This window comes from Alistipes intestinihominis (assembly GCF_040095975.1).
Lineage (GTDB): Bacteria > Bacteroidota > Bacteroidia > Bacteroidales > Rikenellaceae > Alistipes > Alistipes senegalensis.
In genome coordinates, this window is the sequence record NZ_JBBMFL010000003.1 from 152,470 (window position 1) to 172,521 (window position 20,052).

The 20,052-nt window shown below is 61.9% G+C and carries 18 protein-coding genes; 7 read left to right on the forward strand and 11 right to left on the reverse strand.

Annotated features, from left to right (window positions below; all coding sequences use genetic code 11):
* Window positions 1–14: 14 nt before the first annotated feature.
* Both groL and WMO46_RS03740 read left to right on the forward strand, forming a co-directional pair.
* The gene (groL, locus tag WMO46_RS03735) at window positions 15–1,646 is read left to right on the forward strand and encodes a chaperonin GroEL (RefSeq protein WP_019151442.1); all 1,632 of its coding nucleotides are present in this window, start codon (window positions 15–17) and stop codon (window positions 1,644–1,646) included.
* An 89-nt stretch (window positions 1,647–1,735) separates the two neighbouring features.
* Window positions 1,736–2,650 (forward strand): DMT family transporter, encoded by a 915-nt coding sequence (locus tag WMO46_RS03740; protein ID WP_349093836.1) that lies wholly within the window; start codon window positions 1,736–1,738, stop codon window positions 2,648–2,650.
* A gap of 42 nt (window positions 2,651–2,692) precedes the next feature.
* Here WMO46_RS03740 and WMO46_RS03745 read toward each other — a convergent pair whose 3' ends face one another.
* From WMO46_RS03745 to cls, 7 genes are all read right to left on the reverse strand, one after another.
* Window positions 2,693–3,280: a phosphoglycerate mutase family protein gene (locus WMO46_RS03745; protein ID WP_129651547.1), complete on the reverse strand. Its 588-nt coding sequence runs from the start codon at window positions 3,278–3,280 to the stop codon at window positions 2,693–2,695.
* An 80-nt stretch (window positions 3,281–3,360) separates the two neighbouring features.
* Window positions 3,361–5,004 carry a DNA repair protein RecN gene (gene recN, locus WMO46_RS03750; RefSeq protein ID WP_349093837.1) on the reverse strand — a complete coding sequence of 548 codons (1,644 nt, stop codon included), beginning with the start codon at window positions 5,002–5,004 and terminating at the stop codon, window positions 3,361–3,363.
* Window positions 5,005–5,064: 60 nt separating this feature from the next.
* Window positions 5,065–6,288, reverse strand: coding sequence for a bifunctional phosphopantothenoylcysteine decarboxylase/phosphopantothenate--cysteine ligase CoaBC (coaBC, locus tag WMO46_RS03755; RefSeq protein WP_129651549.1), 1,224 nt, complete (start codon window positions 6,286–6,288; stop codon window positions 5,065–5,067).
* Between the two features lie 13 nt (window positions 6,289–6,301).
* Complete coding sequence (locus tag WMO46_RS03760) at window positions 6,302–6,634, reverse strand: DNA-directed RNA polymerase subunit omega (protein ID WP_019151437.1); 333 nt, start codon at window positions 6,632–6,634, stop codon at window positions 6,302–6,304.
* 2 nt (window positions 6,635–6,636) lie between these two features.
* A complete protein-coding gene (locus WMO46_RS03765; RefSeq protein WP_026076676.1) occupies window positions 6,637–7,458 on the reverse strand; it encodes an outer membrane protein assembly factor BamD in 822 nt (273 codons plus the stop codon).
* 163 nt (window positions 7,459–7,621) lie between these two features.
* Window positions 7,622–8,233: an outer membrane beta-barrel protein gene (locus WMO46_RS03770; RefSeq protein WP_019151435.1), complete on the reverse strand. Its 612-nt coding sequence runs from the start codon at window positions 8,231–8,233 to the stop codon at window positions 7,622–7,624.
* Window positions 8,234–8,257: 24 nt separating this feature from the next.
* The gene (gene cls / locus WMO46_RS03775; protein WP_349093838.1) at window positions 8,258–9,622 is read right to left on the reverse strand and encodes a cardiolipin synthase; all 1,365 of its coding nucleotides are present in this window, start codon (window positions 9,620–9,622) and stop codon (window positions 8,258–8,260) included.
* A gap of 115 nt (window positions 9,623–9,737) precedes the next feature.
* Between cls and greA the strand changes: the two genes are divergently transcribed.
* The 3 genes from greA (at window position 9,738) to WMO46_RS03790 (ending at window position 13,063) form a co-directional block, all read left to right on the forward strand.
* Window positions 9,738–10,214, forward strand: a complete 477-nt coding sequence (gene greA, locus WMO46_RS03780) for a transcription elongation factor GreA (RefSeq protein WP_019151433.1) — start codon at window positions 9,738–9,740, stop codon at window positions 10,212–10,214.
* A gap of 137 nt (window positions 10,215–10,351) precedes the next feature.
* Window positions 10,352–10,687, forward strand: coding sequence for a hypothetical protein (locus tag WMO46_RS03785; RefSeq protein WP_349093839.1), 336 nt, complete (start codon window positions 10,352–10,354; stop codon window positions 10,685–10,687).
* Window positions 10,688–10,753: 66 nt separating this feature from the next.
* Window positions 10,754–13,063: a TonB-dependent receptor gene (locus tag WMO46_RS03790; RefSeq protein ID WP_276760100.1), complete on the forward strand. Its 2,310-nt coding sequence runs from the start codon at window positions 10,754–10,756 to the stop codon at window positions 13,061–13,063.
* A gap of 128 nt (window positions 13,064–13,191) precedes the next feature.
* Here WMO46_RS03790 and mdh read toward each other — a convergent pair whose 3' ends face one another.
* The 4 genes from mdh to WMO46_RS03810 form a co-directional block, all read right to left on the reverse strand.
* Window positions 13,192–14,133 (reverse strand): malate dehydrogenase, encoded by a 942-nt coding sequence (mdh, locus tag WMO46_RS03795; RefSeq protein ID WP_026076674.1) that lies wholly within the window; start codon window positions 14,131–14,133, stop codon window positions 13,192–13,194.
* 214 nt (window positions 14,134–14,347) lie between these two features.
* A complete protein-coding gene (gene gcvH / locus WMO46_RS03800) occupies window positions 14,348–14,725 on the reverse strand; it encodes a glycine cleavage system protein GcvH (protein WP_019151429.1) in 378 nt (125 codons plus the stop codon).
* Between the two features lie 81 nt (window positions 14,726–14,806).
* Entirely contained in the window at window positions 14,807–15,529 is a 723-nt protein-coding gene (locus WMO46_RS03805) for a biotin--[acetyl-CoA-carboxylase] ligase (RefSeq protein WP_349093840.1), read from the reverse strand.
* A gap of 2 nt (window positions 15,530–15,531) precedes the next feature.
* Window positions 15,532–16,359 carry a 2,3,4,5-tetrahydropyridine-2,6-dicarboxylate N-succinyltransferase gene (locus WMO46_RS03810; RefSeq protein ID WP_349093841.1) on the reverse strand — a complete coding sequence of 276 codons (828 nt, stop codon included), beginning with the start codon at window positions 16,357–16,359 and terminating at the stop codon, window positions 15,532–15,534.
* A gap of 85 nt (window positions 16,360–16,444) precedes the next feature.
* Between WMO46_RS03810 and WMO46_RS03815 the strand changes: the two genes are divergently transcribed.
* A complete protein-coding gene (locus WMO46_RS03815; RefSeq protein WP_349093842.1) occupies window positions 16,445–18,580 on the forward strand; it encodes a prolyl oligopeptidase family serine peptidase in 2,136 nt (711 codons plus the stop codon).
* Between the two features lie 200 nt (window positions 18,581–18,780).
* On the forward strand, window positions 18,781–20,040 hold the full coding sequence (locus WMO46_RS03820; protein ID WP_349093843.1) for an aspartate kinase: 1,260 nt from the start codon (window positions 18,781–18,783) through the stop codon (window positions 20,038–20,040).
* The last annotated feature ends 12 nt before the right edge of the window (window positions 20,041–20,052 follow it).

Sequence of the window (20,052 nt, forward strand, 5' to 3'; positions counted from 1 at the left end):
ATTCGCATACAGTCATGGCAAAAGATATCAAATACAATGTAGAGGCGCGCGAACTGCTCAAGGAGGGTGTCGATGCGCTGTCGAACGCCGTCAAGGTAACGCTGGGCCCCAAAGGCCGCAACGTCATTATCGACAAGAAATTCGGCGCTCCGCAGATCACCAAGGACGGCGTGACCGTGGCCAAGGAGGTCGAGCTGGAGGACGCTTTCGCCAACATGGGCGCCCAGATGGTCAAGGAGGTCGCTTCGAAGACCAACGACGATGCGGGCGACGGTACGACGACCGCGACCGTGCTGGCGCAGTCGATTATCGGTGTGGGCCTGAAGAACGTGACGGCCGGCGCCAACCCGATGGATCTGAAACGCGGTATCGACAAGGCCGTTGCGAAGGTCGTGGAGTCGCTTCGCAAGCAGAGCCAGGAAGTCGGTTCGGACTTCGCCAAGATCGAGCAGGTGGCCACCATTTCGGCCAACAACGACCAGAATATCGGTAAGCTGATCGCCGAGGCGATGGCCAAGGTCAACAAGGAGGGTGTCATCACCGTCGAGGAGGCCAAGGGCACCGAAACCCATGTCGAGGTGGTCGAGGGCATGCAGTTCGACCGCGGTTATATCTCGGCCTACTTCATCACCGACACCGAGAAGATGGAGGCTCAGCTCGAAAAACCCTATATCCTGATTACGGACAAGAAGATTTCGACGATGAAGGAGCTGATGGGCGTGCTGGAGCCGGTGGCTCAGAGCGGCCGTGCGCTGCTGATCATCGCCGAGGATGTCGATGGCGAGGCTCTTTCGGCACTCGTGGTCAACAAACTGCGCGGTACGTTGAAGATCGCCGCCTGCAAGGCTCCGGGCTTCGGCGACCGCCGCAAGGAGATGCTGGAGGATATCGCCGTGCTGACGGGCGGTACCGTGATCTCGGCCGACAAGGGCATGAAGATCGAGGATGCCACGTTGGCTATGCTGGGTTCGGCCGACAAGGTGACGCTCAACAAGGAGAACACCACCATCGTCGATGGCGCCGGCAAGAAGGAGGAGATCGCTGCGCGCGTGGCACAGATCCGCGCTTCGATCGAGAAGGCTACGTCGGACTACGACAAGGAGAAGTTGCAGGAGCGTCTGGCCAAGCTGGCCGGCGGTGTGGCCGTGCTCTACGTCGGAGCCGCTACCGAGGTCGAGATGAAGGAGAAGAAAGACCGCGTGGACGACGCGCTGGCCGCAACCCGTGCAGCCGTCGAAGAGGGTATCGTCCCGGGCGGCGGTGTGGCTTACATCCGCGCCACGGCGGCTCTCGAAGGCATGAAGGGCGACAACGAGGACCAGACGACGGGTATCCAGATCGTGAAACGCGCCATCGAGGAGCCTTTGCGCCAGATCGTTGCGAACGCCGGCGGCGAGGGTTCGGTGGTCGTCAACAAGGTGAAGGAGGGCAAGGACGCCTTCGGTTACAACGCCCGCGACGACAAGTACGAGGACATGATGAAGGCCGGTATCATCGACCCGACGAAGGTGTCGCGCGTCGCACTGGAGAATGCCGCGTCGATCGCTTCGATGTTCCTCACCACGGAGTGCGTGTTGGCCGAGAAGAAATCCGAGGCTCCCGCCATGCCGGCAATGCCCGGAGGCGGCATGGGCGGCATGATGTAATTCCGCACATTACCTGAAGCAGGGCGGGTGGAAGAATATTTCCATCCGCCCCGCTTTTTTATTACCTTCGCGGCCGAAACTTACGTGTTATGAAAAAAGGTATTCTCTATGCTATACTGGCCTCGGTGTTGTGGGCCCTCGTCAATCCGTTCATCAAACAGGGACTCAGCTACGACTTTACGCCGATGAATTTCGCCGGGCTGCGCTTCACGACCGTCGGCGTCATCCTCTTCGCCTACACGTGGCACGGCGGTATGTGGCGCGAGATCGTGCGTCACAAGCGGCTGTTCGGCAATCTCATTCTGATCAACATGTTTCTGGGCTACACGGCGTTTTATTTCGGCGTGGACTTCGTCAGCGGAGCCATCGGATCGATCGTCATGGGCCTTACGCCGCTGATCAACGTGCTGCTGGCGCACCTGCTGGCCAGCGACGACCGGCTGAACCGCTACAAGGTCGTGAGCCTGCTGGTCAGTCTGGCGGGACTGCTGCTGATCGTCGGCACGGGCAGCGACGGCGCGCCGCTCGACTGGCGCGGCATCGGGGGCATCGTGCTGCTGCTGGCGAGCATCGTCTTTCAGGGCTACTCCGCGATTTTGGTTTCGGAGGACAAGGGCAAGGTCGATCCGGTCTTCCTCAATGCCGTGCAGATGTTCTTCGGCGGTCTGCTGATCTACGGCGTGGGCGTCGCCGCAGAGGGTTTCCACCCTTTTTGGGCCAAACCGGCCGGATTCTACGGAAGCCTCGGGGTGCTGGTCTTCATTTCGGTCTTCGCTTTCAGCTTCTGGTTCATGGCCCTGCGCACCGAGGGCGCGAAGGTCAGCGATATCAATATGTGCCGCCTGATCAATCCCGTGCTGGGGGCGGTTTTGAGCTGGATCATGTTGCCCGGCGAGTATCCCCATTTCAGCACCGTGGCAGGCATGGCGATTATCGTCGGTTCGCTCGTCATCTACTTCAAGGGTGAAATCCTCGTCGAACGGTGGCGGCGGCGACGCCTCTGAACGAGCGGAGCGCCCCGAAAGGCGCTCCGCTGCATTTTGGATTCAGGGCATCCATTCCAGAATGCCCTCGACGGGATTCGCCGCGCGCCATGCCTCGAATTCGGCATAGGTGCGCACACCGTCGCGCAGCACGGCCTGATAATATTCGATGCCCATGATCTTCACCTCGTCGGGCGTGTCGTATTTGATTTGCAGGATGGCACGCCGCGTCTCGTCGGTCAGCACGGCGCCGATCCGGTCGGCTACCCGTTCGAAATAGCCCTCCCAGGCCGATCCGCGGGCCATGTGGATCATGTCGATCTGCCAGAGCCGGTCGTCGGCGTCGGCATACCACGCATGCCATTCGAGACATTGGTCCGGGGCGTCGAGCAGGTTGCCGTATTCGATGCGGCGGATGCGGGGATTCGCGGCGATGCGGGTCATGGCCGCGAAGCTGTCGGCGATGTTCAGGGACGGGGAGTAGATGTGGAAGTCGATGTCGCGGTGTTTCATCAGCAGGCCCGTGCGGAGCGACCCCACGAGGTTCGGTTCGGCGCCCGCCGCCCGCCAGGCGGCTTCCAGCCCGGTGTCGCGGATGACCTCGCGGGCGCGCTGCTGGTTGGCGGCCGCGATTTCGAGGATGTTTTCCATGATGCGTTTTTTGCGGGGTTATCGTAGCGGGCGGAGCGATTCCGGGTCGTTCCGTCTTGTGTAAAATCGGTTCGGGGCGGTTATTTGCCCAGCAGGATGCGGGCCTGGGCTACGGCGGCGTCGGTGATCTCCGAGCCGGAGAGCATCTTGGCGATTTCGGTCACGCGTTCGTCGTCGCCGAGGCGGGTGATCTCCGTGCGCCCGTTGCGCTTGTAGACCACGAAATGCGCCGAGCCCTTCGAGGCGACCTGCGGCAGGTGGGTGATGTCCACCACCTGCATCGACGCCGCGAGCGACTCGATGATTTCGCCCATGACGTCGGCGATGCGGCCCGAGACGCCCGTGTCGATCTCGTCGAAGATGATCGTCGGCAGCTGCATCCGCTCGGCCAGCAGGGCTTTCAGAGCCAGCATTACGCGCGAAAGCTCACCGCCCGAGGCGATGCGTTCGACGGGCTGGGGCGTCATGTTCCGGTTGGCTGTGAAGAGGAACTGCACGCTGTCGCACCCCGTGCGGCCCGGTTCGGCCAGCGGCGTCAGCGCGATGCGGAAGAGGGTGTCGGGCATGCCCAGTTTGGCGAGGGTCGAGAGGATGTGTTTTTCGAATCCCGCAGCCGCCTTTTCGCGCGTCTTGTGCAGGCGGTCGGCCAAGGCGAGGAGCTTGGCGGCAGCTTCTCCGAGGGCGGACTTCGCCTCGGCGATCTCCTCGCCGCTGTGGACGATGGCCGCCAGTTGGGCCGCACAGCGGTCGCGCAGGTCGATCAGTCCGGCTTCGTCCGCGACGTGGTGTTTCTGTTGGAGCGCGATCAGCGCGTCGAGGCGAGCCGAGCGTTTCGCCAGCCGCTCCGGATCGGCGTCGAGCCGTTCTGCGGCCGCAGCGGCCGAATTGTTGATGTCTTTCAGCTCTTCGAGCACAGACCGCAGACGGTCGGCGTATTCCCCGGCGGTGGGGTAGTGGCCGCGGATATGGTTGAGTTCGTTTTCCGAGTTTTTGAGCTGCGCCAGCACCCCCGTTTCGTCGGTGTCGAAGGTGTTGCGCAGCGTGGTCAGCGCCTCGCCGATGCGGTCGGCATTTTCGAGCACCGTCAGCTCCTCTTCCAGTTCGGCCTGTTCGCCGGCGCGCAGGTTGGCGGCCGTCAGCTCCTCGGTCTGGAACCGGAGCCACTCCTCGTCCCGGCGGCCCTTCTCGGCGGCTTCGCGCAGGGCGGCCAGCCGGCGCCGCAGTTCGGATGTCCGGGCGTACTGCGCGGTGTATTGGGCCAGCAGCTCCCGGTTCGCGGCCACGGTGTCGAGCGCCGAGGTGCGGAACTCCTCCGACGAGAGGATCAGGTTCTGGTGCTGGGAATGGATGTCGATCAGGCGGCTCCCCAGTTCGCGCAACTGCGCCAGCTGCACCGGCACGTCGTTGATGAAAGCGCGGCTCTTGCCCGTCGGGGTGATGATGCGCGTCAGGGTCGTTTCGGGAGCGTAGTCGAGGTCGTTTTCGTCGAAGAACGCCTCCAGGTCGCGCCCCGTGAGGTTGAAAATCCCCTCGACCGTGCAGTTGCGCGCCGCGTCCTTCATCGCCGAACCGTCGTTCTTGGCCCCCAGCAGCAGCCCGAGAGCTCCGAGCAGGATGGATTTTCCGGCGCCCGTCTCACCCGTGATGATGTTCAGACGGGGGTCCAGCTCCATTTCGAGCTTGTCGATAAGCGCGTAATTTTCGACCGACAGACGGCGTAGCATGCGAAATTAAAAATTAAGAATTAAAAATTAAAAGCCCCGGCCTTCCGTTGCGGAAGGCATTCATCGGGCGAAAAATTTTTCGATTTTGTCGGCAATGCGTGCGGCGACCTCGCGCTTCGCCATCAGGGGCAGCTCTTCGCGTCCCGCACGGTCGATGAAGGTCACCTTGTTGGTGTCGCCGCGGAATCCGGCTCCGGCGTCGCGCAGCGAGTTGAGCACGATGAAGTCGAAATTCTTCTTCGTGAGTTTGGCTTCGGCGTGCGCCTCCTCGTTGTGGGTCTCCAGAGCGAATCCCACCAGCAGGCGGCCGCCCTTGTGCGCCCCCAGTTCGGCGGCGATGTCGCGCGTCCGGCGCAGGGCGATGTACATGTCGCCGTCGCCTTTCTTGATCTTGGTTTCCGAAACGCTGTCGGGGGTGTAGTCGGCCACGGCGGCGCACATCACCGCACCGTCGGCCTTCTCGAAGGTCCGGACCGCGGCGTCGTACATCTCGGCGGCCGAGAGCACGTCCACCCGCTCGACGCCTGCGGGCGTCGGCAACGCCGTGCGGCCCGTGACGAGCGTCACCTCGGCGCCCCTGCCGGCCAGCTCCCCGGCAATGGCGTAACCCATCTTCCCCGAGGAGTGGTTCGAGATGAACCGCACGGGGTCGATGGCTTCGATCGTGGCTCCTGCCGTGACGATCAGCCGTTTACCTTGCAGACTCTTTTTTTTTTCGCGGAGAAGGTCGCCGACGAATGCGGCGATCGCTTCGGGTTCGGCCATGCGGCCCTTGCCGGTCAGTCCGCTGGCCAGTTCGCCTTCGCCGGGCTCGACGATGCGGACGCCGCGTTCGGCGAGTGTCCGCAGGTTCTGCTGCGTGGCTGCGTGGGCGTACATGTCCAGGTCCATGGCGGGAGCCGCGACGACCGGGCAGCGTGCCGAGAGGTAGGTCGTCAGCAGCAGATTGTCGGCGATGCCGCCGGCCATCTTGGCCAGCGTGTTGGCCGTGGCGGGGGCGATCAGGTAGCAGTCCGCCCATTCGCCCAGCGACACGTGGGAGTTCCACGCGCCGTTTTCCGGATCGAAGAATTCGACCAGAATGGGATTTTTCGAGAGCGTGGCCATCGTCAGCGGCGTGATGAACTGCTTGGCCAGCGGCGTCATTACCACGCGCACGTCGGCGCCTGCCGTCTTCAATAAACGACAAAGCACGGCAGCCTTGTAGGCCGCTATGCTGCCCGTGATGCCCAGCAGTATGTGCCGTCCCGCCAGCGGGGGATTCGCAACGCCTTCGGATGCCATCTCCCTGCGCGGATTAGATCACCTTCATCTCGCCGTCCTTGCCCTCCTTGAAGACCAGTTCGTGGTCGATGAACTCCTCGGTGGCGATGATCACCGGTTTGGGCAGGCGCTCGTAGTAACGCGAGATCTCGATCTGCTCGCGGTTCTCGAAGGTCTCCTCCATAGTGTCGGTGGGCGACGAGAAATCGGCGAGTTTGCGGTTGAGCTCGGTTTTGAGTTCGGTTGCGATCTGGTTGGCGCGGCGGGCGATGATGTTGACGCTCTCGTAGATGTTGCCCGTTTCCGAGTCCAGATCCACCAGCTTGCGCGTGATGGTGTTGTTGGGAATGTTCTTCTTGATTTCCATTCTTATATATTGTTGTCCTTGTTGTTGTTGCGGTCGAGGTAGTCGCGGGCGCTCTTGGCCATGCGGTCGAGCTCCTTGATGTGCTTCGATTCGGGGAACTCCTCCTTGAACGAGAGGTAGGAGTCGAGCATCGTCAGATAGCGGTCCGTCTGCTTGTCCTGGACCGAGTTGCTGGCGAAGCGGTAGCCGGCATCGACGATCAGGTACATGATCTCCTCGCGGTGCTTGCTTTCGGGATATTGTTTCAGGGCGTTTTTCAGCGCCACGATCGCCGATTTGTAGCGGCCGATCTTATAATAGGTATAGGCGTTGATGTAGGCTTTGTCGTGGAGCCGTTCGGTGAGCTCCGCGTTGATCTTCTTGAAATCCTCGATCCGGTCGCTCTTCGGATAGCGCGACATGAATTCGTTGATGGCGATCAGCGCCTGGCCGGTCATCGTCTGGTCGCGCGAGGGTCCCGGCGAGAGGTAGTAGAAGCAGAGCGCGTACATGCCTTCGGCGTCCTCGATGAAGGCGCTGCGGCCGAATTTGCGCCGGAAGTCGTCCAGCAGGGTCGATGCCGTGTCGTAATCGCGGTTCTTGAATTTGCAGCGGGCGTTGAAGAACGAGATGCTGTCTTCGGTCGGGGTGCCGGTGTAGTAGTACTGGGCTCCTTCGAAGAGCGTCGAGGCGCGCTGCCACTTCTCCTTCTGGTAGTACTCCATCGCCTTGCTGTAAATCAGTTCGGGTTTTCCGCTTTTCAGCAGGGCGTTCATGCCAGAACACCCTCCGAGGATAGCCGCGGCCGCCAGTCCGCAAAGGGCGTATAAAAAAGTCTGCTTCATTTATGAATCTATTACGGCGCTTTATCGCACAAAGTTACGCATAAATTAACGATTTGCAAAAAAAAATATTGCACGCGGAAGCTGCAAAGAGGGATGGATCGCCGTTTTTTATTCCGGCGGATGCGAAAGCCCCCGCCGGGGCGGGGGATCAGGACCGGGATTTTCAGAAAAAGAAACCGACGGAACCGCCGTAGACGATGTCGTGGGGCACTTTGACACGGCGCGATACGCCGTCCGACGTGAAGTCGTGCCACACCCGCGAGCGCGGATAGCCCGAGATGCGGAAGTCGATGAAGAATTTGCGGACGTTGAAGCCCAGGCCGCCCATGACCCCGATGTCGCCGTTGTTGAACCGGACCCGGAGCAGCTGCGGGGCGCTGCTGCGCTCGGAATCCGTGACGCGGAACAGCGCGCCTCCGAACAGCCGCAGCACGCCGAACTGGAAGCCCAGCTGGACGGGAATCTCGAACCGCTCGGTGCGCAGCGTCAGGCGGCGGTTTCCGGCATCTCCGGCACGGACGGAGTAGTTGACGAAGGCGTAGTCCAGTTCCGATTGCAGATGGAGGTGCTTCGAGAGGTTGAGGCGCAGGACGAAGCCCACGTCGTAGCCTGCCCGCGGGGAGCCCGGCGAGAACCGGATGTCGCCGATGCGTGTCGGGACGAACGAGTAGTCGGTGAAATTGACGCCGCCGCGCACGCCGACCATCAGGCGTTGGGCGGAGGCCGCGCCCGAAACGAGGAGCGCGGCGAGGAGGGTGAAGACAAGGTGTTTCATGGTGCATATATGTTTAGGACGGGATCACATCAGGGGTGACACGAGCCGCAGCACGTCGCCCAGCGTCCGGCGCCACAGCGGGGGCCGCCACTCCCGGCGCGTGATGCGCCGGCAGGAGGCGAGGTCCTCGCCGAAGTTCGCCGCCAGTTCGCGGACCGCCTCCCGGCCGCGGATGAAGGCCGTGACTTCGAGGTTGTCCGTCAGACTGCGGTAGTCCATGTTCGCGGTGCCCACCGAGGCCAGCTCTTCATCGACGATCACCAGTTTGGCGTGCAGGAATCCGTTGTCGTAGCGGTAGAGTTCGACCCCGGCGTCGAGCAGGTCCCCGACGTAGGAGTCGGACACGAGGTCCGAGAACGGGGAGTCGCTGCACGCCGGGATCATCACCTCGACCCGGATGCCGCTCCGGACCGCCAGCCGCAGGGCGTCGAGGATCATCACCGGGGGCAGGAAGTAGGGCGAACAGATGCGCACCCGCTTCCGGGCCCGGACGATGGCCGCCGCGAACGCCTCGGCGATGGTCAGCCGCGAAGGGCCCTCTTCGGACCATGCCAGCTGGATCGGCAGCCGCTGCCGGATGCGGTGAGGGGCGATGTATCCGCGCGGGTCGAGACGCTCCCGGGCGGCCCGCGCCCAATCGGCGATGAAGAGTCGCTGGAGGTCCGCGACGGCGTCGCCTTCGATGCGAAGGTGCTCGTCGCGCCACTTGCCCATGCAATCTCCGTCGAGGTAGTATTTCGCAATATTTATGCCACCCAGATAGGCGGTCTTTCCGTCCGTAACGACTATTTTGCGGTGGTTGCGGCGCGCGGCGCGCGGGGTGAACCACGGGAAGCGGACCGGTTCGAAGGCGGCCGTGCGGACCCCCGCCTCGTGCATGCGCCGCAGCATTGCGCGGCTCAGCCGCCACGAACCCACGGCGTCGTAGATGACCCGCACCTCCAGCCCGGCGCGGGCCTTGCGGATCAGGATTTCGGCGATGGTGCGGCCGATGCGGTCGTCGCGGATGATGTAGTATTCCATGTGGATCGAGCGGGCGGCGTGTTGCAGGGCGGCGATGAGCGATGCGAAGGCGTTGTTGCCGTTGTGGAGCAGTTCGATGCGGTTGTGCCGCGTGGGGGAGGTGCCGCAGCCCCGGGCGACGATCTGCTCCACGGCGTCGCCCCTGTGGACGGCCTCTTCGGCCGGGGGTGCGGGACGGCGGTATCCCGTCAGTACGTACAGCAGCGTGCCGGCCACCGGGAGCAGGAGAACCAGAGCCAGCCACACGGCCGCCGAAGCGGGTATCCGCTGCCGGCGCGTGATGACGAGACCCGCGCCGAGCGTCCATAACAGATGGATCGTGAGGAGGGTGTGCATAACCCCGTTCGCGGGCACGATCCGTGCCACGGAGCGCGAAAAAGATTTGGAAATATGGAATTTACTTTCTATCTTTGTCTGAGCAACGCAACGGGGTTCTGACCTTTACGGGTCAGGATTCTTTATTTTTTATGTTTTTTTAGGTATGGCAAAAGAGATTATTTATCTGACAGCGGAGGGTTATAAAAAACTCAAGGAGGAGCTCGATCACCTGCGTTCCGTCGAGCGTCCGGCGATTTCGGCGGCGATCGCCGAAGCGCGCGACAAGGGCGACCTTTCGGAGAACGCGGAGTACGACGCTGCCCGTGAGGCGCAGGGTCTGATGGAGATGCGTATCGCCAAGCTGGAAGATACGATCGCCAATGCGCGCGTGATCGACGAATCGAAGATCGACAAGAGCAAGGTGCAGATTCTGAGCAAGGTGACGCTCCTGAATCACAACACCCACAAGCAGATGACCTATACGATCGTCGCCGAGCACGAGGCCAACCTGCGCGAAGGGAAGCTGGCCATCGGCACGCCGATCGCCAAGGCGCTGCTGGGCCGCAAGAAGGGCGACTGCGTGGATGTGGACGTACCTGCCGGCACGATCCATTTCGAGATCCTCGACATCAGCATCTGAGGCGCCCGGCTTCCGGGAGGGGCGCACGGTCCGTCTCCCGCAGCGGGCGACCGGACAGACATACAACCTACTAATGTTTAGGTATTTTTGCAGGGGCCGCTTGTCGCGGCCCTTTTTTTGTTATACCTTTGTGTCCGATGAAGATGCACCTCAGATTCAGACAATGCTGTGCGGCTTTCTTGCTGTCGGTCCTGCTCGCGGCCTATGCGGGACAGAAGGTGCATATCTATAACGAGGACCCGGCCCACTTCGCGGCGTTCAGCGGCGACCTGGTGCCCGACAACGGCGCCGAGCAGCAGATCGTCGAGTTCTGTATCGTCGATGATTTCCATTTCTTCCCCTATCTGCTCGAAATCCCTTATGCGCATCAGTTCTACGCCGAGGTGCTCGCCGTGCTGCTGCCCGAGGCCACGCGCTGCAAGTGTGCGCCTGAGATTTCGTTCTTCTCCCTGCGGGCGCCTCCTGCGGCGTAATCTCGTTTCGCCTCCTTTCTGATTTGTCCGGAGTTTTCCGGGCCCCACTCTCAATTTTATTTTACTATGAAACGACATATCCTGTCGGTACTCCTCGTCGTGTGCCTGACTGTTTCCGGCGTGCTGGGCGCCGAGGCCCCGCGCAAAGGCACGGATGCCAACCTTTACGGTCACGTGGTGGACCGTGAAACCCACGAACACATTCCCTATGCCTCGATAGCCGTCGTCGGCACGGCCTTCGGTACGACGACCGACGCTTCGGGGCACTATTTTCTGAAAAACCTCCCCGAAGGGGAGCTGACGCTCGAAGTCCGCGCCCTGGGCTACGCCCCGAAAAGGACCTCCGTCGCGCTGAAGCGCGGCGAGACGCTGGAACTGAATTTCGAGGTGGCGCAGAACGGCATCTCGATGGACGAGGTGGTCGTGTCGGCGAGCCGTTCGGCGACGCTGCGGCGCGAGGCTCCGGCGCTGGTGAGCGTGCTCGATGCCAAGTTGTTCGAGCGGACCAATGCCGCGTGTCTGGCGCAGGGCCTTTCGTTCCAGCCCGGCGTGCGGGTCGAGGACGACTGCCAGAACTGCGGCTTCATGCAGGTGCGCATCAACGGCCTCGACGGCCACTATTCGCAGATTCTGGTCGATTCGCATCCTGTCTTTTCGGCCCTGACGGGTGTCTACGGGCTGGAGCAGATTCCGGCCAACATGATCGAGCGGGTCGAGGTGCTGCGCGGCGGCGGTTCGGCGCTCTTCGGTTCGTCGGCCATCGGCGGCACGATCAACATCATCACCCGGGAACCGTCGCGCAGTTCGGCCCAGCTGTCGCACACGCTGACTTCGCTCGGCGGCAGCAACTCCTATGACAATGCGACGATGCTCAACGCCTCGATCGTCTCCGAGAGCGGCCGTGCGGGCATCAGCGTCTTCGGTCAGAGCCGCCACCGCTCGGGCTACGACCACGACGGCGACGGTTTCACCGAACTGCCCGTCATCAACAGCCAGTCGGTCGGCATGCGCTCGTTTTTCCGCACGGGGGCTTATTCGCGCATCACGGCGCAGTATCACCACATCGACGAATACCGCCGGGGCGGCGACCTGCTGGACCTGCCTCCGCACGAAGCCTTCGTCGCCGAGCAGACCGACCATGCGATTGACGGCGGAAGCCTTTCGTTCGACCTTTCGTCGGCCGACCGCAGCAACCGGTTCAATGCCTACGCCTCGTTCCAGAACACCGCGCGCAAGAGCTACTACGGCGGTCATCAGGACCCCGACGCCTACGGCACGACGCACGACCTGACCGCGGCGGCCGGGATGCAGTATGTCCATGCTTTCCGCAAGCTGCTGTTCATGCCTTCGGAGCTGACCTTGGGCGCCGAATACAGCTTCGACGAACTCGAAGACCGCTCGATCGGCTACGACATCGACACCGACCAGACGGTGCATATCGTGGGCGGATACTTGCAGAACGAGTGGAAGACCAAAAAATGGTCGCTGCTGGTCGGCGGCCGCGTAGACAAGCACAACCTCGTGGATCACGCGATCTTCAGCCCCCGGGCCAACATTCGTTTCAACCCCTCGGAGTCGGTGAACCTGCGGGTGAGCTACGCCGGAGGCTACCGCGCTCCGCAGGCTTTCGACGAGGACATGCACATCGCCATCGTGGGCGGAGAGCGGGTCCGCATCCGTCTCGCCGACGATCTGAAAGAGGAGCGCTCGCACAGCGTGAGCCTTTCGGCCGATCTCTACCACACGTTCGGAAGCGTGCAGGCCAATCTGCTCGTCGAGGGGTTCTATACCAAACTGGTGGATGTGTTCGCCCTGCGGGACATCGAGGACACGGCCGACGGCGGCAAGATCAAGGAGCGTTACAACGGTTCGGGCGCCACGGTGCGCGGACTGAACGCCGAGGGCCGGGCGGCCTTCACCCGCTGGTTCGAACTCCAGGCGGGAATGACGTGGCAGCGGAGCCGCTACTCCGAACCCGAGCAGTGGAGCGAGGATGCGGAGGTGCCGCCCGTGCGCCGGATGTTCCGCACGCCCGATCTCTACGGCTATTTCACCGCGTCGTTCAAGCCGCTGCGCCGCTTCACGGCCGACGTGACCGGAACCTGCACGGGGGAGATGCTCGTGCAGCACATGGCCGGATCGGGGGTGGACCGGGACGTGGCGGTCACCACGCCGGCGTTCTGCGACGTGAACCTGCGGCTGGCCTATGATCTGCGTATCTATAAGGAGATCACGCTCCAGCTCTACGGAGGCGTGCAGAACCTCTTCGACGCCTATCAGAAGGATTTCGACCGGGGCGCCGAACGCGATTCGGGTTATGTCTACGGGCCTTCGCTGCCCCGCAGCTGGTTCGTCGGTGCGAAAATCAGTTTCTGATCCGGCCGCCGGACACGAAAAAGCCGCTCTCCGATCGGAGAGCGGCTTTTTGCGGGATATGACGGGGTGTTCGGGCGTGTTTCGCAGGACGGCTGTCCGCTCGCCTGCCCCCCCCCTCTCTCGGCAGCTTAGAGCGCCTTGATCTCGTGCAGGATGTTGTTCGTCTTGCGGACGGCCTCGGCCGAAGCGGCGAACTTCTCGGCCTCCTCTTTCGTGAGGTCGATCTTCACGATCTTCTCGATGCCCTTGCGGCCGATGATCGCCGGAACGCCGATGCAGATGTCCTTCTGGCCGTACTCGCCGTCGAGGTAGCAGCAGCAGGGAACCAGCTTCTTCTGGTCGTGGAGGATCGCCTCGACCATCATCGAAGCGGCGGCTCCCGGAGCATACCAGGCCGACGTGCCGATGAGTTTGGTGAGGGTCGCGCCGCCGACCATCGTGTTGGCTACGGCCTCTTCGAGCTTCTTCTTCGAAGCGAACTGCGAGACGGGAACGCCGTTGACCGTGGCTTTCGACACGAGGGGAATCATCGTCGTGTCGCCGTGGCCGCCGATGACCATGCCGTCAACGTTGTTGATGTTGGCTCCGGTGGCTTTGGCCAGGTAGCATTTGAAGCGCGACGAGTCGAGTGCGCCGCCCATGCCGATGATGCGGTTCTTCGGCAGTCCCGAGGCTTTCAGGGCCAGGTAGGTCAGCGTGTCCATCGGGTTGGCTACCACGATGATGATGGCGCGGGGCGAGTATTTGATGACGTTCTCGATCACACCCTTCATGATGCCGGCGTTGGTGCCGATCAGCTCCTCGCGGGTCATGCCCGGCTTGCGGGGGATGCCCGAGGTGATGACCACGACATCCGAATTGGCGGTCTTCTTATAATCGTTGGTCGCTCCTACGAGCTTCGTGTCGAAATCCATCAGCGTCGAGCACTGGTACATGTCCAGCATCTTGCCCTCCGAGAGGCCCTCCTTGATGTCGATGAGGACCACTTCGCTCGCCACTTCGCGGCAAGCCATCACGTTCGCACAGGTGGCGCCCACGGCGCCTGCGCCTACGACGGTAACTTTTGACATAACGGTAAGTATTTTGTGTTAATTGTTCGTTTCGGTTCTCTCGGGCCGGCTCCATTCGCGGCGTTCCGCCGCGTTTACAAGTCTGACCCTCCTAAATCCCCTCCTCGTGAGGGGACTTTATCCGAAGGCTTTGAGGGAAACTTGCCGGGCGTGAACTATCCGAAAGTATAATTCAGTTTCGCTCGTCGCTCCTAAAGCCTGCTTCTTAAGCGCTTTAGCCGATCAGCTTTTCGTAGTCGGCGGGGCTCAGCAGCGCGTCGTAGTCGGCCGGGTTCGACATCTTGACCTTGACGAGCCAGCCTTCGCCGTAGGCGTCCTTGTTGACGATGGAGGGGTCGGCGTCCACGGCGTCGTTGAACTCCACGATTTCGCCGCCCACGGGCAGGAAAGCGTCGCTCACGGTCTTCACGGCCTCGATCGAGCCGAACACCTCGCCGGCGGCGAGCGTTTCGCCCACGGTCGGGACATCGACGAATACGATGTCTCCCAGCTGGCTTTGCGCGAAGTCGGTGATGCCGATGACGGCCGTGTCACCCTCGATACGGCACCACTCGTGGTCGTTCGAGTATTTCAGATTTGCAGGTACGTTCATGTTATTCTTAATGTTTGATTTGAAATTGGCTGTTTTACGATGCAAATATAACTGTTATTTCTGTAACAGCAAGGATTTGTGTCAGGAATTTATCACGAATTCCACCTCTTTGAACAGGTATTCCCGCAGCAGGCCGTCGTCATGGCGCAGCAGCAGTTCTCCCGAGGGGCGGACGCCCTCGATCACGGCCCCGAACGGCGTGCCGTCGGGGAGGCGGAACGTGCGGCGCCGGCCCAGTCCGTACATGCGTTCGCGGTAGTCGCGCTGCAAGGCTTCGGCGGCGCCCTCTTCGAGTTGCGCGTAGCGGGCTTCGAGCCGTTCGCAGAAGGTTTCGAGCACTTCGCGGCGGTCGAACCTGCGTCCTGCGGCGGCGGCCATCGACACGGGGTTCGGAAGCGCCGGGTCGAATTGCGTCTGGTTGACGTTGATGCCGATTCCGACGACCGTGCGGTCGAGCGTCGGCCCCGAGTAGCTGTGCTCGATCAGGATGCCGACCAGCTTCCGGTCGCCGGCGTAGATATCGTTGGTCCACTTGATGCGGGTCTCGATGCCTGCCTGCGCGAAGGTGTCCGTGAGCGCCAGCGCCACGGCCTCCGACAGCAGGAATTGTTCGCCGACGGGCAGGAACCGGGGGCAGAGCACCACCGAGAAGGTGAGGTTCTCGCCCTCGGCGCTCGTCCACGTATGTCCCCGCTGGCCGCGTCCGGCGGTTTGCCGTTCGGCCCATACGATGTCGCCGTGGCGGTATTTCGCGTCGCGGGCGTCGTCGTTCGTGGAGGTGGTCTCTTCGATGCGGTAGATCATGCCTATACCGATACGCCGAAGTCGCGCAGGGCGTTGTTGAGCGATGTTTTCTTGTCGGTGGACTCCTTGCGCTGTCCGATGATCAGCGCGCAGGTGACGCTGTATTCGCCCGCCGGGAACTGTTTGCGGTAACTGCCCGGGACGACCACCGAGCGGGGCGGCACATAGCCTTTGTAGGTGACGGGTTCGGGTCCCGTAACGTCGATGATGTGCGTCGAGCCGGTGATGACGGTGTTCGAGCCCAGCACGGCTTCGCGGCAGACGTGCGCCCCCTCGACCACGATGCAGCGCGAGCCGATGAAGCAGTTGTCCTCGATGATGACCGGTGCGGCCTGCACGGGTTCCAGCACGCCGCCGATGCCCACGCCGCCCGAGAGGTGGACGTGCTTGCCGATCTGGGCGCACGAACCGACCGTGGCCCACGTGTCCACCATCGTGCCGGTATCGACGTAGGCGCCGATGTTCACGTACGAGGGCATCAGGATCGCCCCCGGGGCGATGTAGGCTCCGTAGCGCGCCACGGCGTGAGGCACGACGCGCACGCCCAGCTCTTCGTAGCCGTGTTTGAGCTCCATCTTGTCGTACCACTCCAGCTCCCCGGCCTCCATCTTGCGCATGGGCTGGATCGGGAAGTAGAGGATCACGGCCTTCTTGACCCATTCGTTGACCTGCCATTCGCTCGTGTCCGGGGCGACGGGCTCCGCCGTGCGGAGCTGCCCCTTGTCCACCAGTTCCACGACCTGCCGCACGGCCTGTTGCACGGCGGGGTTCTGAAGCAGTGCGCGGTCTTCCCACGCCTGCTCGATTATCGTTTTGAGTTCGTTGTACATAGTCTGTTGTTTTCGATAGGCAAAATTACTGAAAATATCGAATTTTTCCTAACTTTGTCCCGATCATTACCCAAACGGTTCTATTATGACGAGTTTTTCCTACAAAGCCGCCGTCCTGCTCGGTGCAGCGGCGGTGGCGGCAAGTTGCAGCGACATGAAACAGATCAAACACCTGCCTTACCCCGAAACCGAGCGCGGCGACGTGGTGGACAACTATTTCGGTACCGAAGTCCCCGATCCCTACCGCTGGCTCGAGGACGATAACTCCGAGGCGACGGCCGCCTGGGTCGCCGCCGAGAACGCCGTGACCCAGGACTATCTCTCGCAGATTCCGTTCCGCGGGGCGATCCGCGAGCGGCTGACCGAGTTGTGGAACTATCCCAAGGAGGGGGCTCCCGCGAAGCACGGCGATTGGTGGTACTATACTTATAACGACGGCTTGCAGAACCAGGCGGTGATCTGGCGCACGAAGGAGCCGGGCACCCCGGGCGAGGTGTTCCTCGACCCCAACACGCTCTCCGACGACGGAACGGTGGCGCTGGCCGCCATGTCGTTCTCGAAGGACGGACGCTGGTTCGCCTATTCGGCTGCCGCGTCGGGTTCCGACTGGGTGGAGATCCGCGTGATGGACACCGCCGACAAGTCGCTCGCCGCCGACAGGATCGAGTGGGTGAAGTTCTCGGGCGCCCGGTGGGCTCCCGATTCCAAGGGATTCTATTACAGCGCCTACGACGCGCCGAAAAAGAGCGCCTATTCGTCCAAGAACGAATTCCAGAAAGTTTACTACCACGAACTGGGTACGCCCCAGTCGGCCGACAAACTCGTCTACGAGGACAAGGCGCACCCGCTGCGCTACTTCTCGGCCGTGCCTTCCGACGACGGCAAGTGGCTCTTCATCGTGGGTTCCGAGGGCACGTCGGGGAACGAGATCCTTTATAAGAAAGTCTCGGAACCGAAATTCCGCACGCTGCTCCCGGGCTTCGACGCCGATTACATGCCCGTCGATTGCAAGGACGACGCGCTGTTCTTCGTCACCAACGAGGGCGCCTCGAACTACGCGCTCAAACGCATCGAGCTGAATGCTCCCGCCAAGGTTGCGACGGTGATTCCCGAAGATGGGAAAAACCTGCTCGAAGGGGTCGGCACGGCCGGCGGCTATCTGTTCGCCTACTACTTGCAGGATGCGCAGAACCGGGTCCGTCAGTACGACTACGACGGCAAGCTGGTGCGCACGGTCGAGCTGCCCGCCATCGGTACGGTTGGCGGTTTCGGCGGCGAGAGGGAGGATACGGAGCTCTACTATACGCTGACCAACTACACGTCACCCGCGACCGTCTACAAATACGACATCGCCTCGGGGGTATCGACGCTCTACAAGGCCCCGGAGGTGAAATTCGATCCCTCGCAGTTCACGACCGAGCAGGTGTTTTACACGTCGAAGGACGGCACCCGGGTCCCGATGTTCATCACCTACCGCAAGGGGCTGAAACGCGACGGCAAGAATCCCTGCCTGCTCTATGCCTACGGCGGTTTCCAGATCAACATCACCCCCGGATTCACCCCGACGACGATCCTCTTCATTGAGCAGGGCGGCGTCTACTGCGAAGCCAACCTGCGCGGCGGTTCGGAGTACGGCGAGGCGTGGCACAAGGCCGGCATGCTGGAAAACAAGCAGAACGTCTTCGACGACTTCATCGCGGCGGCCGAATACCTCATTGCCGAGAAATACACCTCGTCGGACAAGCTGGCGATCCGCGGCGGTTCGAACGGCGGTCTGCTGGTCGGCGCCTGCGAGGTGCAGCGTCCGGACCTCTACGCCGTCTGCTTCCCGGCCGTCGGCGTGATGGACATGCTGCGCTACCACAAGTTCACCATCGGCTGGGGCTGGGCCGTGGAGTACGGTTCGTCGGACAACGAGGAGCAGTTCTCCTATATTTATAAGTACTCCCCGCTGCACAACATCAAGGAGGGGACGAAATATCCCGCGACGCTGGTGACCACCGCCGACCACGACGACCGCGTCGTGCCGGCCCACTCGTTCAAGTTCGCGGCCGCGATGCAGCACGCCCAGGCGGGCGACGCCCCGATCCTGATCCGCATCGAGTCGAAGGCGGGCCACGGGGCCGGCAAACCCACCTCGAAGCGCATCGACGAAGCGACGGATCAGTACGCATTCCTGTTCCAGAACATCGGAGTGCCCTATAAGGTAATTAAGAATTAAAAATTAAAAATTGGTTTTTCATTTCGGGACATCCGGTTGAAATCCCGGTCGAAATCCCGGTCGCGTTGCGACAAGCCCCTCCCACGGGAGGGGTTTGGGGTGGGGTAGATTTGTATACGCGGCCGATGGCCGCGAGAGTACGGCAGTAGATAGCGGTAAGACAGTAAGGTAAGGTTAGTTAGGTTAAAACGAGAGATAACATGAAGGTCTATAAATTCGGAGGCGCGTCGGTGCGGAATGCCGACGGCGTGAGAAACCTGCGCAAGATCATCGACGACGAACAGAACCTGTTCATCATCGTTTCGGCGATGGGCAAGACGACCAATGCGCTGGAAAAGGTGTTCGAGGGGGTTCAGAAAGGGGACCGGCAGCTTTCGCTCGACAATGTCGAGGCGTTGCGCAAATACCATGCGGAGATCATCGACGACCTGTGGCGCGGCCCCAAACGCCTGCCGGCGGTCGATGAGCTGTTCGACGAGCTGGAAAAAATAGCCGTGGAGACCGACTATAAACCGGCCGACGCCGAGTTGTGGTACGACACGATCGTGGCCTACGGCGAGCTGGTTTCGACGACGATCATCTCCGAATACCTCAACTACGCCGGGGTTCCCAACCGCTGGATCGACATGCGCCGCTGCTTCCTCACCGAACAGCGTCACAAGGATGCCGGGGTGAACCTCGAAGCCTCGACGGAGCTGCTGAAAAACGCGCTGGGCAAGTGTGACGAGAATATCTTCATCGGACAGGGATTCATCGGCGGGGCTCCCGACGGCACGACCACCACGCTGGGGCGCGAAGGTTCGGACTATTCGGCGGCCGTGGTGGCCAACATCCTCGACGCCGAGTCGATGTCGGTGTGGAAGGACGTGGATGGCGTGATGAACGCCGATCCGAAGGCGTTCCCCGATGCCGTGCAGATCACCGAACTGAACTACCTCGACACCATCGAGCTGGCTTACAGCGGGGCGCAGATCATCCACCCCAAGACGATCAAACCCCTTCAGAACAAGAACATTCCGCTCTACGTGCGTCCTTTCGGCGACAAGCGCAAGCCCGGTACGGTCATCCGTGGCATGTCGGCCCCGGTCGATGTGCCCATCCTGATCCTCAAGAAGGACCAGGTGCTGCTGACGATCCGTTCGCGCGACTTTTCGTTCGTGCTGGAGGAGAAGTTCGCCACGATCTTCTCGCTGCTGGAGCGGTTCCGCATCAAGACCAACCTGATCCACAACTCGGCCGTGAACCTGAGTCTGTGCGTCGATAATTCGTGGCACATCGACGAGGCGGTCGAGGCGCTGCGCGAAGCGGGCTTCGACGTGATGAAGGCCGAGAATATGGAACTGCTGACCGTGCGCGGCTATACCGACGAGCTGTGGCGCAGATACGCCCGCGGTCCGCAGGTCTTCGTGCGGCAGGCGACGCAGTCCACCGTGCGCGTGGTACGGAAAAAGGAGTGTTAGAAAAACACTCCT

Excerpts from the sequence above, each read along its gene's own strand:
- groL (WP_019151442.1), top strand. The coding sequence starts at position 15 with ATGGCAAAAGATATCAAATACAATGTAGAGGCGCGCGAACTGCTCAAG.
- WMO46_RS03740 (WP_349093836.1), top strand. The coding sequence starts at position 1,736 with ATGAAAAAAGGTATTCTCTATGCTATACTGGCCTCGGTGTTGTGGGCC.
- WMO46_RS03745 (WP_129651547.1), bottom strand. The coding sequence starts at position 3,280 with ATGGAAAACATCCTCGAAATCGCGGCCGCCAACCAGCAGCGCGCCCGC.
- recN (WP_349093837.1), bottom strand. The coding sequence starts at position 5,004 with ATGCTACGCCGTCTGTCGGTCGAAAATTACGCGCTTATCGACAAGCTC.
- coaBC (WP_129651549.1), bottom strand. The coding sequence starts at position 6,288 with ATGGCATCCGAAGGCGTTGCGAATCCCCCGCTGGCGGGACGGCACATA.
- WMO46_RS03760 (WP_019151437.1), bottom strand. The coding sequence starts at position 6,634 with ATGGAAATCAAGAAGAACATTCCCAACAACACCATCACGCGCAAGCTG.
- WMO46_RS03765 (WP_026076676.1), bottom strand. The coding sequence starts at position 7,458 with ATGAAGCAGACTTTTTTATACGCCCTTTGCGGACTGGCGGCCGCGGCT.
- WMO46_RS03770 (WP_019151435.1), bottom strand. The coding sequence starts at position 8,233 with ATGAAACACCTTGTCTTCACCCTCCTCGCCGCGCTCCTCGTTTCGGGC.
- greA (WP_019151433.1), top strand. The coding sequence starts at position 9,738 with ATGGCAAAAGAGATTATTTATCTGACAGCGGAGGGTTATAAAAAACTC.
- WMO46_RS03785 (WP_349093839.1), top strand. The coding sequence starts at position 10,352 with ATGAAGATGCACCTCAGATTCAGACAATGCTGTGCGGCTTTCTTGCTG.
- WMO46_RS03790 (WP_276760100.1), top strand. The coding sequence starts at position 10,754 with ATGAAACGACATATCCTGTCGGTACTCCTCGTCGTGTGCCTGACTGTT.
- mdh (WP_026076674.1), bottom strand. The coding sequence starts at position 14,133 with ATGTCAAAAGTTACCGTCGTAGGCGCAGGCGCCGTGGGCGCCACCTGT.
- gcvH (WP_019151429.1), bottom strand. The coding sequence starts at position 14,725 with ATGAACGTACCTGCAAATCTGAAATACTCGAACGACCACGAGTGGTGC.
- WMO46_RS03805 (WP_349093840.1), bottom strand. The coding sequence starts at position 15,529 with ATGATCTACCGCATCGAAGAGACCACCTCCACGAACGACGACGCCCGC.
- WMO46_RS03810 (WP_349093841.1), bottom strand. The coding sequence starts at position 16,359 with ATGTACAACGAACTCAAAACGATAATCGAGCAGGCGTGGGAAGACCGC.
- WMO46_RS03815 (WP_349093842.1), top strand. The coding sequence starts at position 16,445 with ATGACGAGTTTTTCCTACAAAGCCGCCGTCCTGCTCGGTGCAGCGGCG.
- WMO46_RS03820 (WP_349093843.1), top strand. The coding sequence starts at position 18,781 with ATGAAGGTCTATAAATTCGGAGGCGCGTCGGTGCGGAATGCCGACGGC.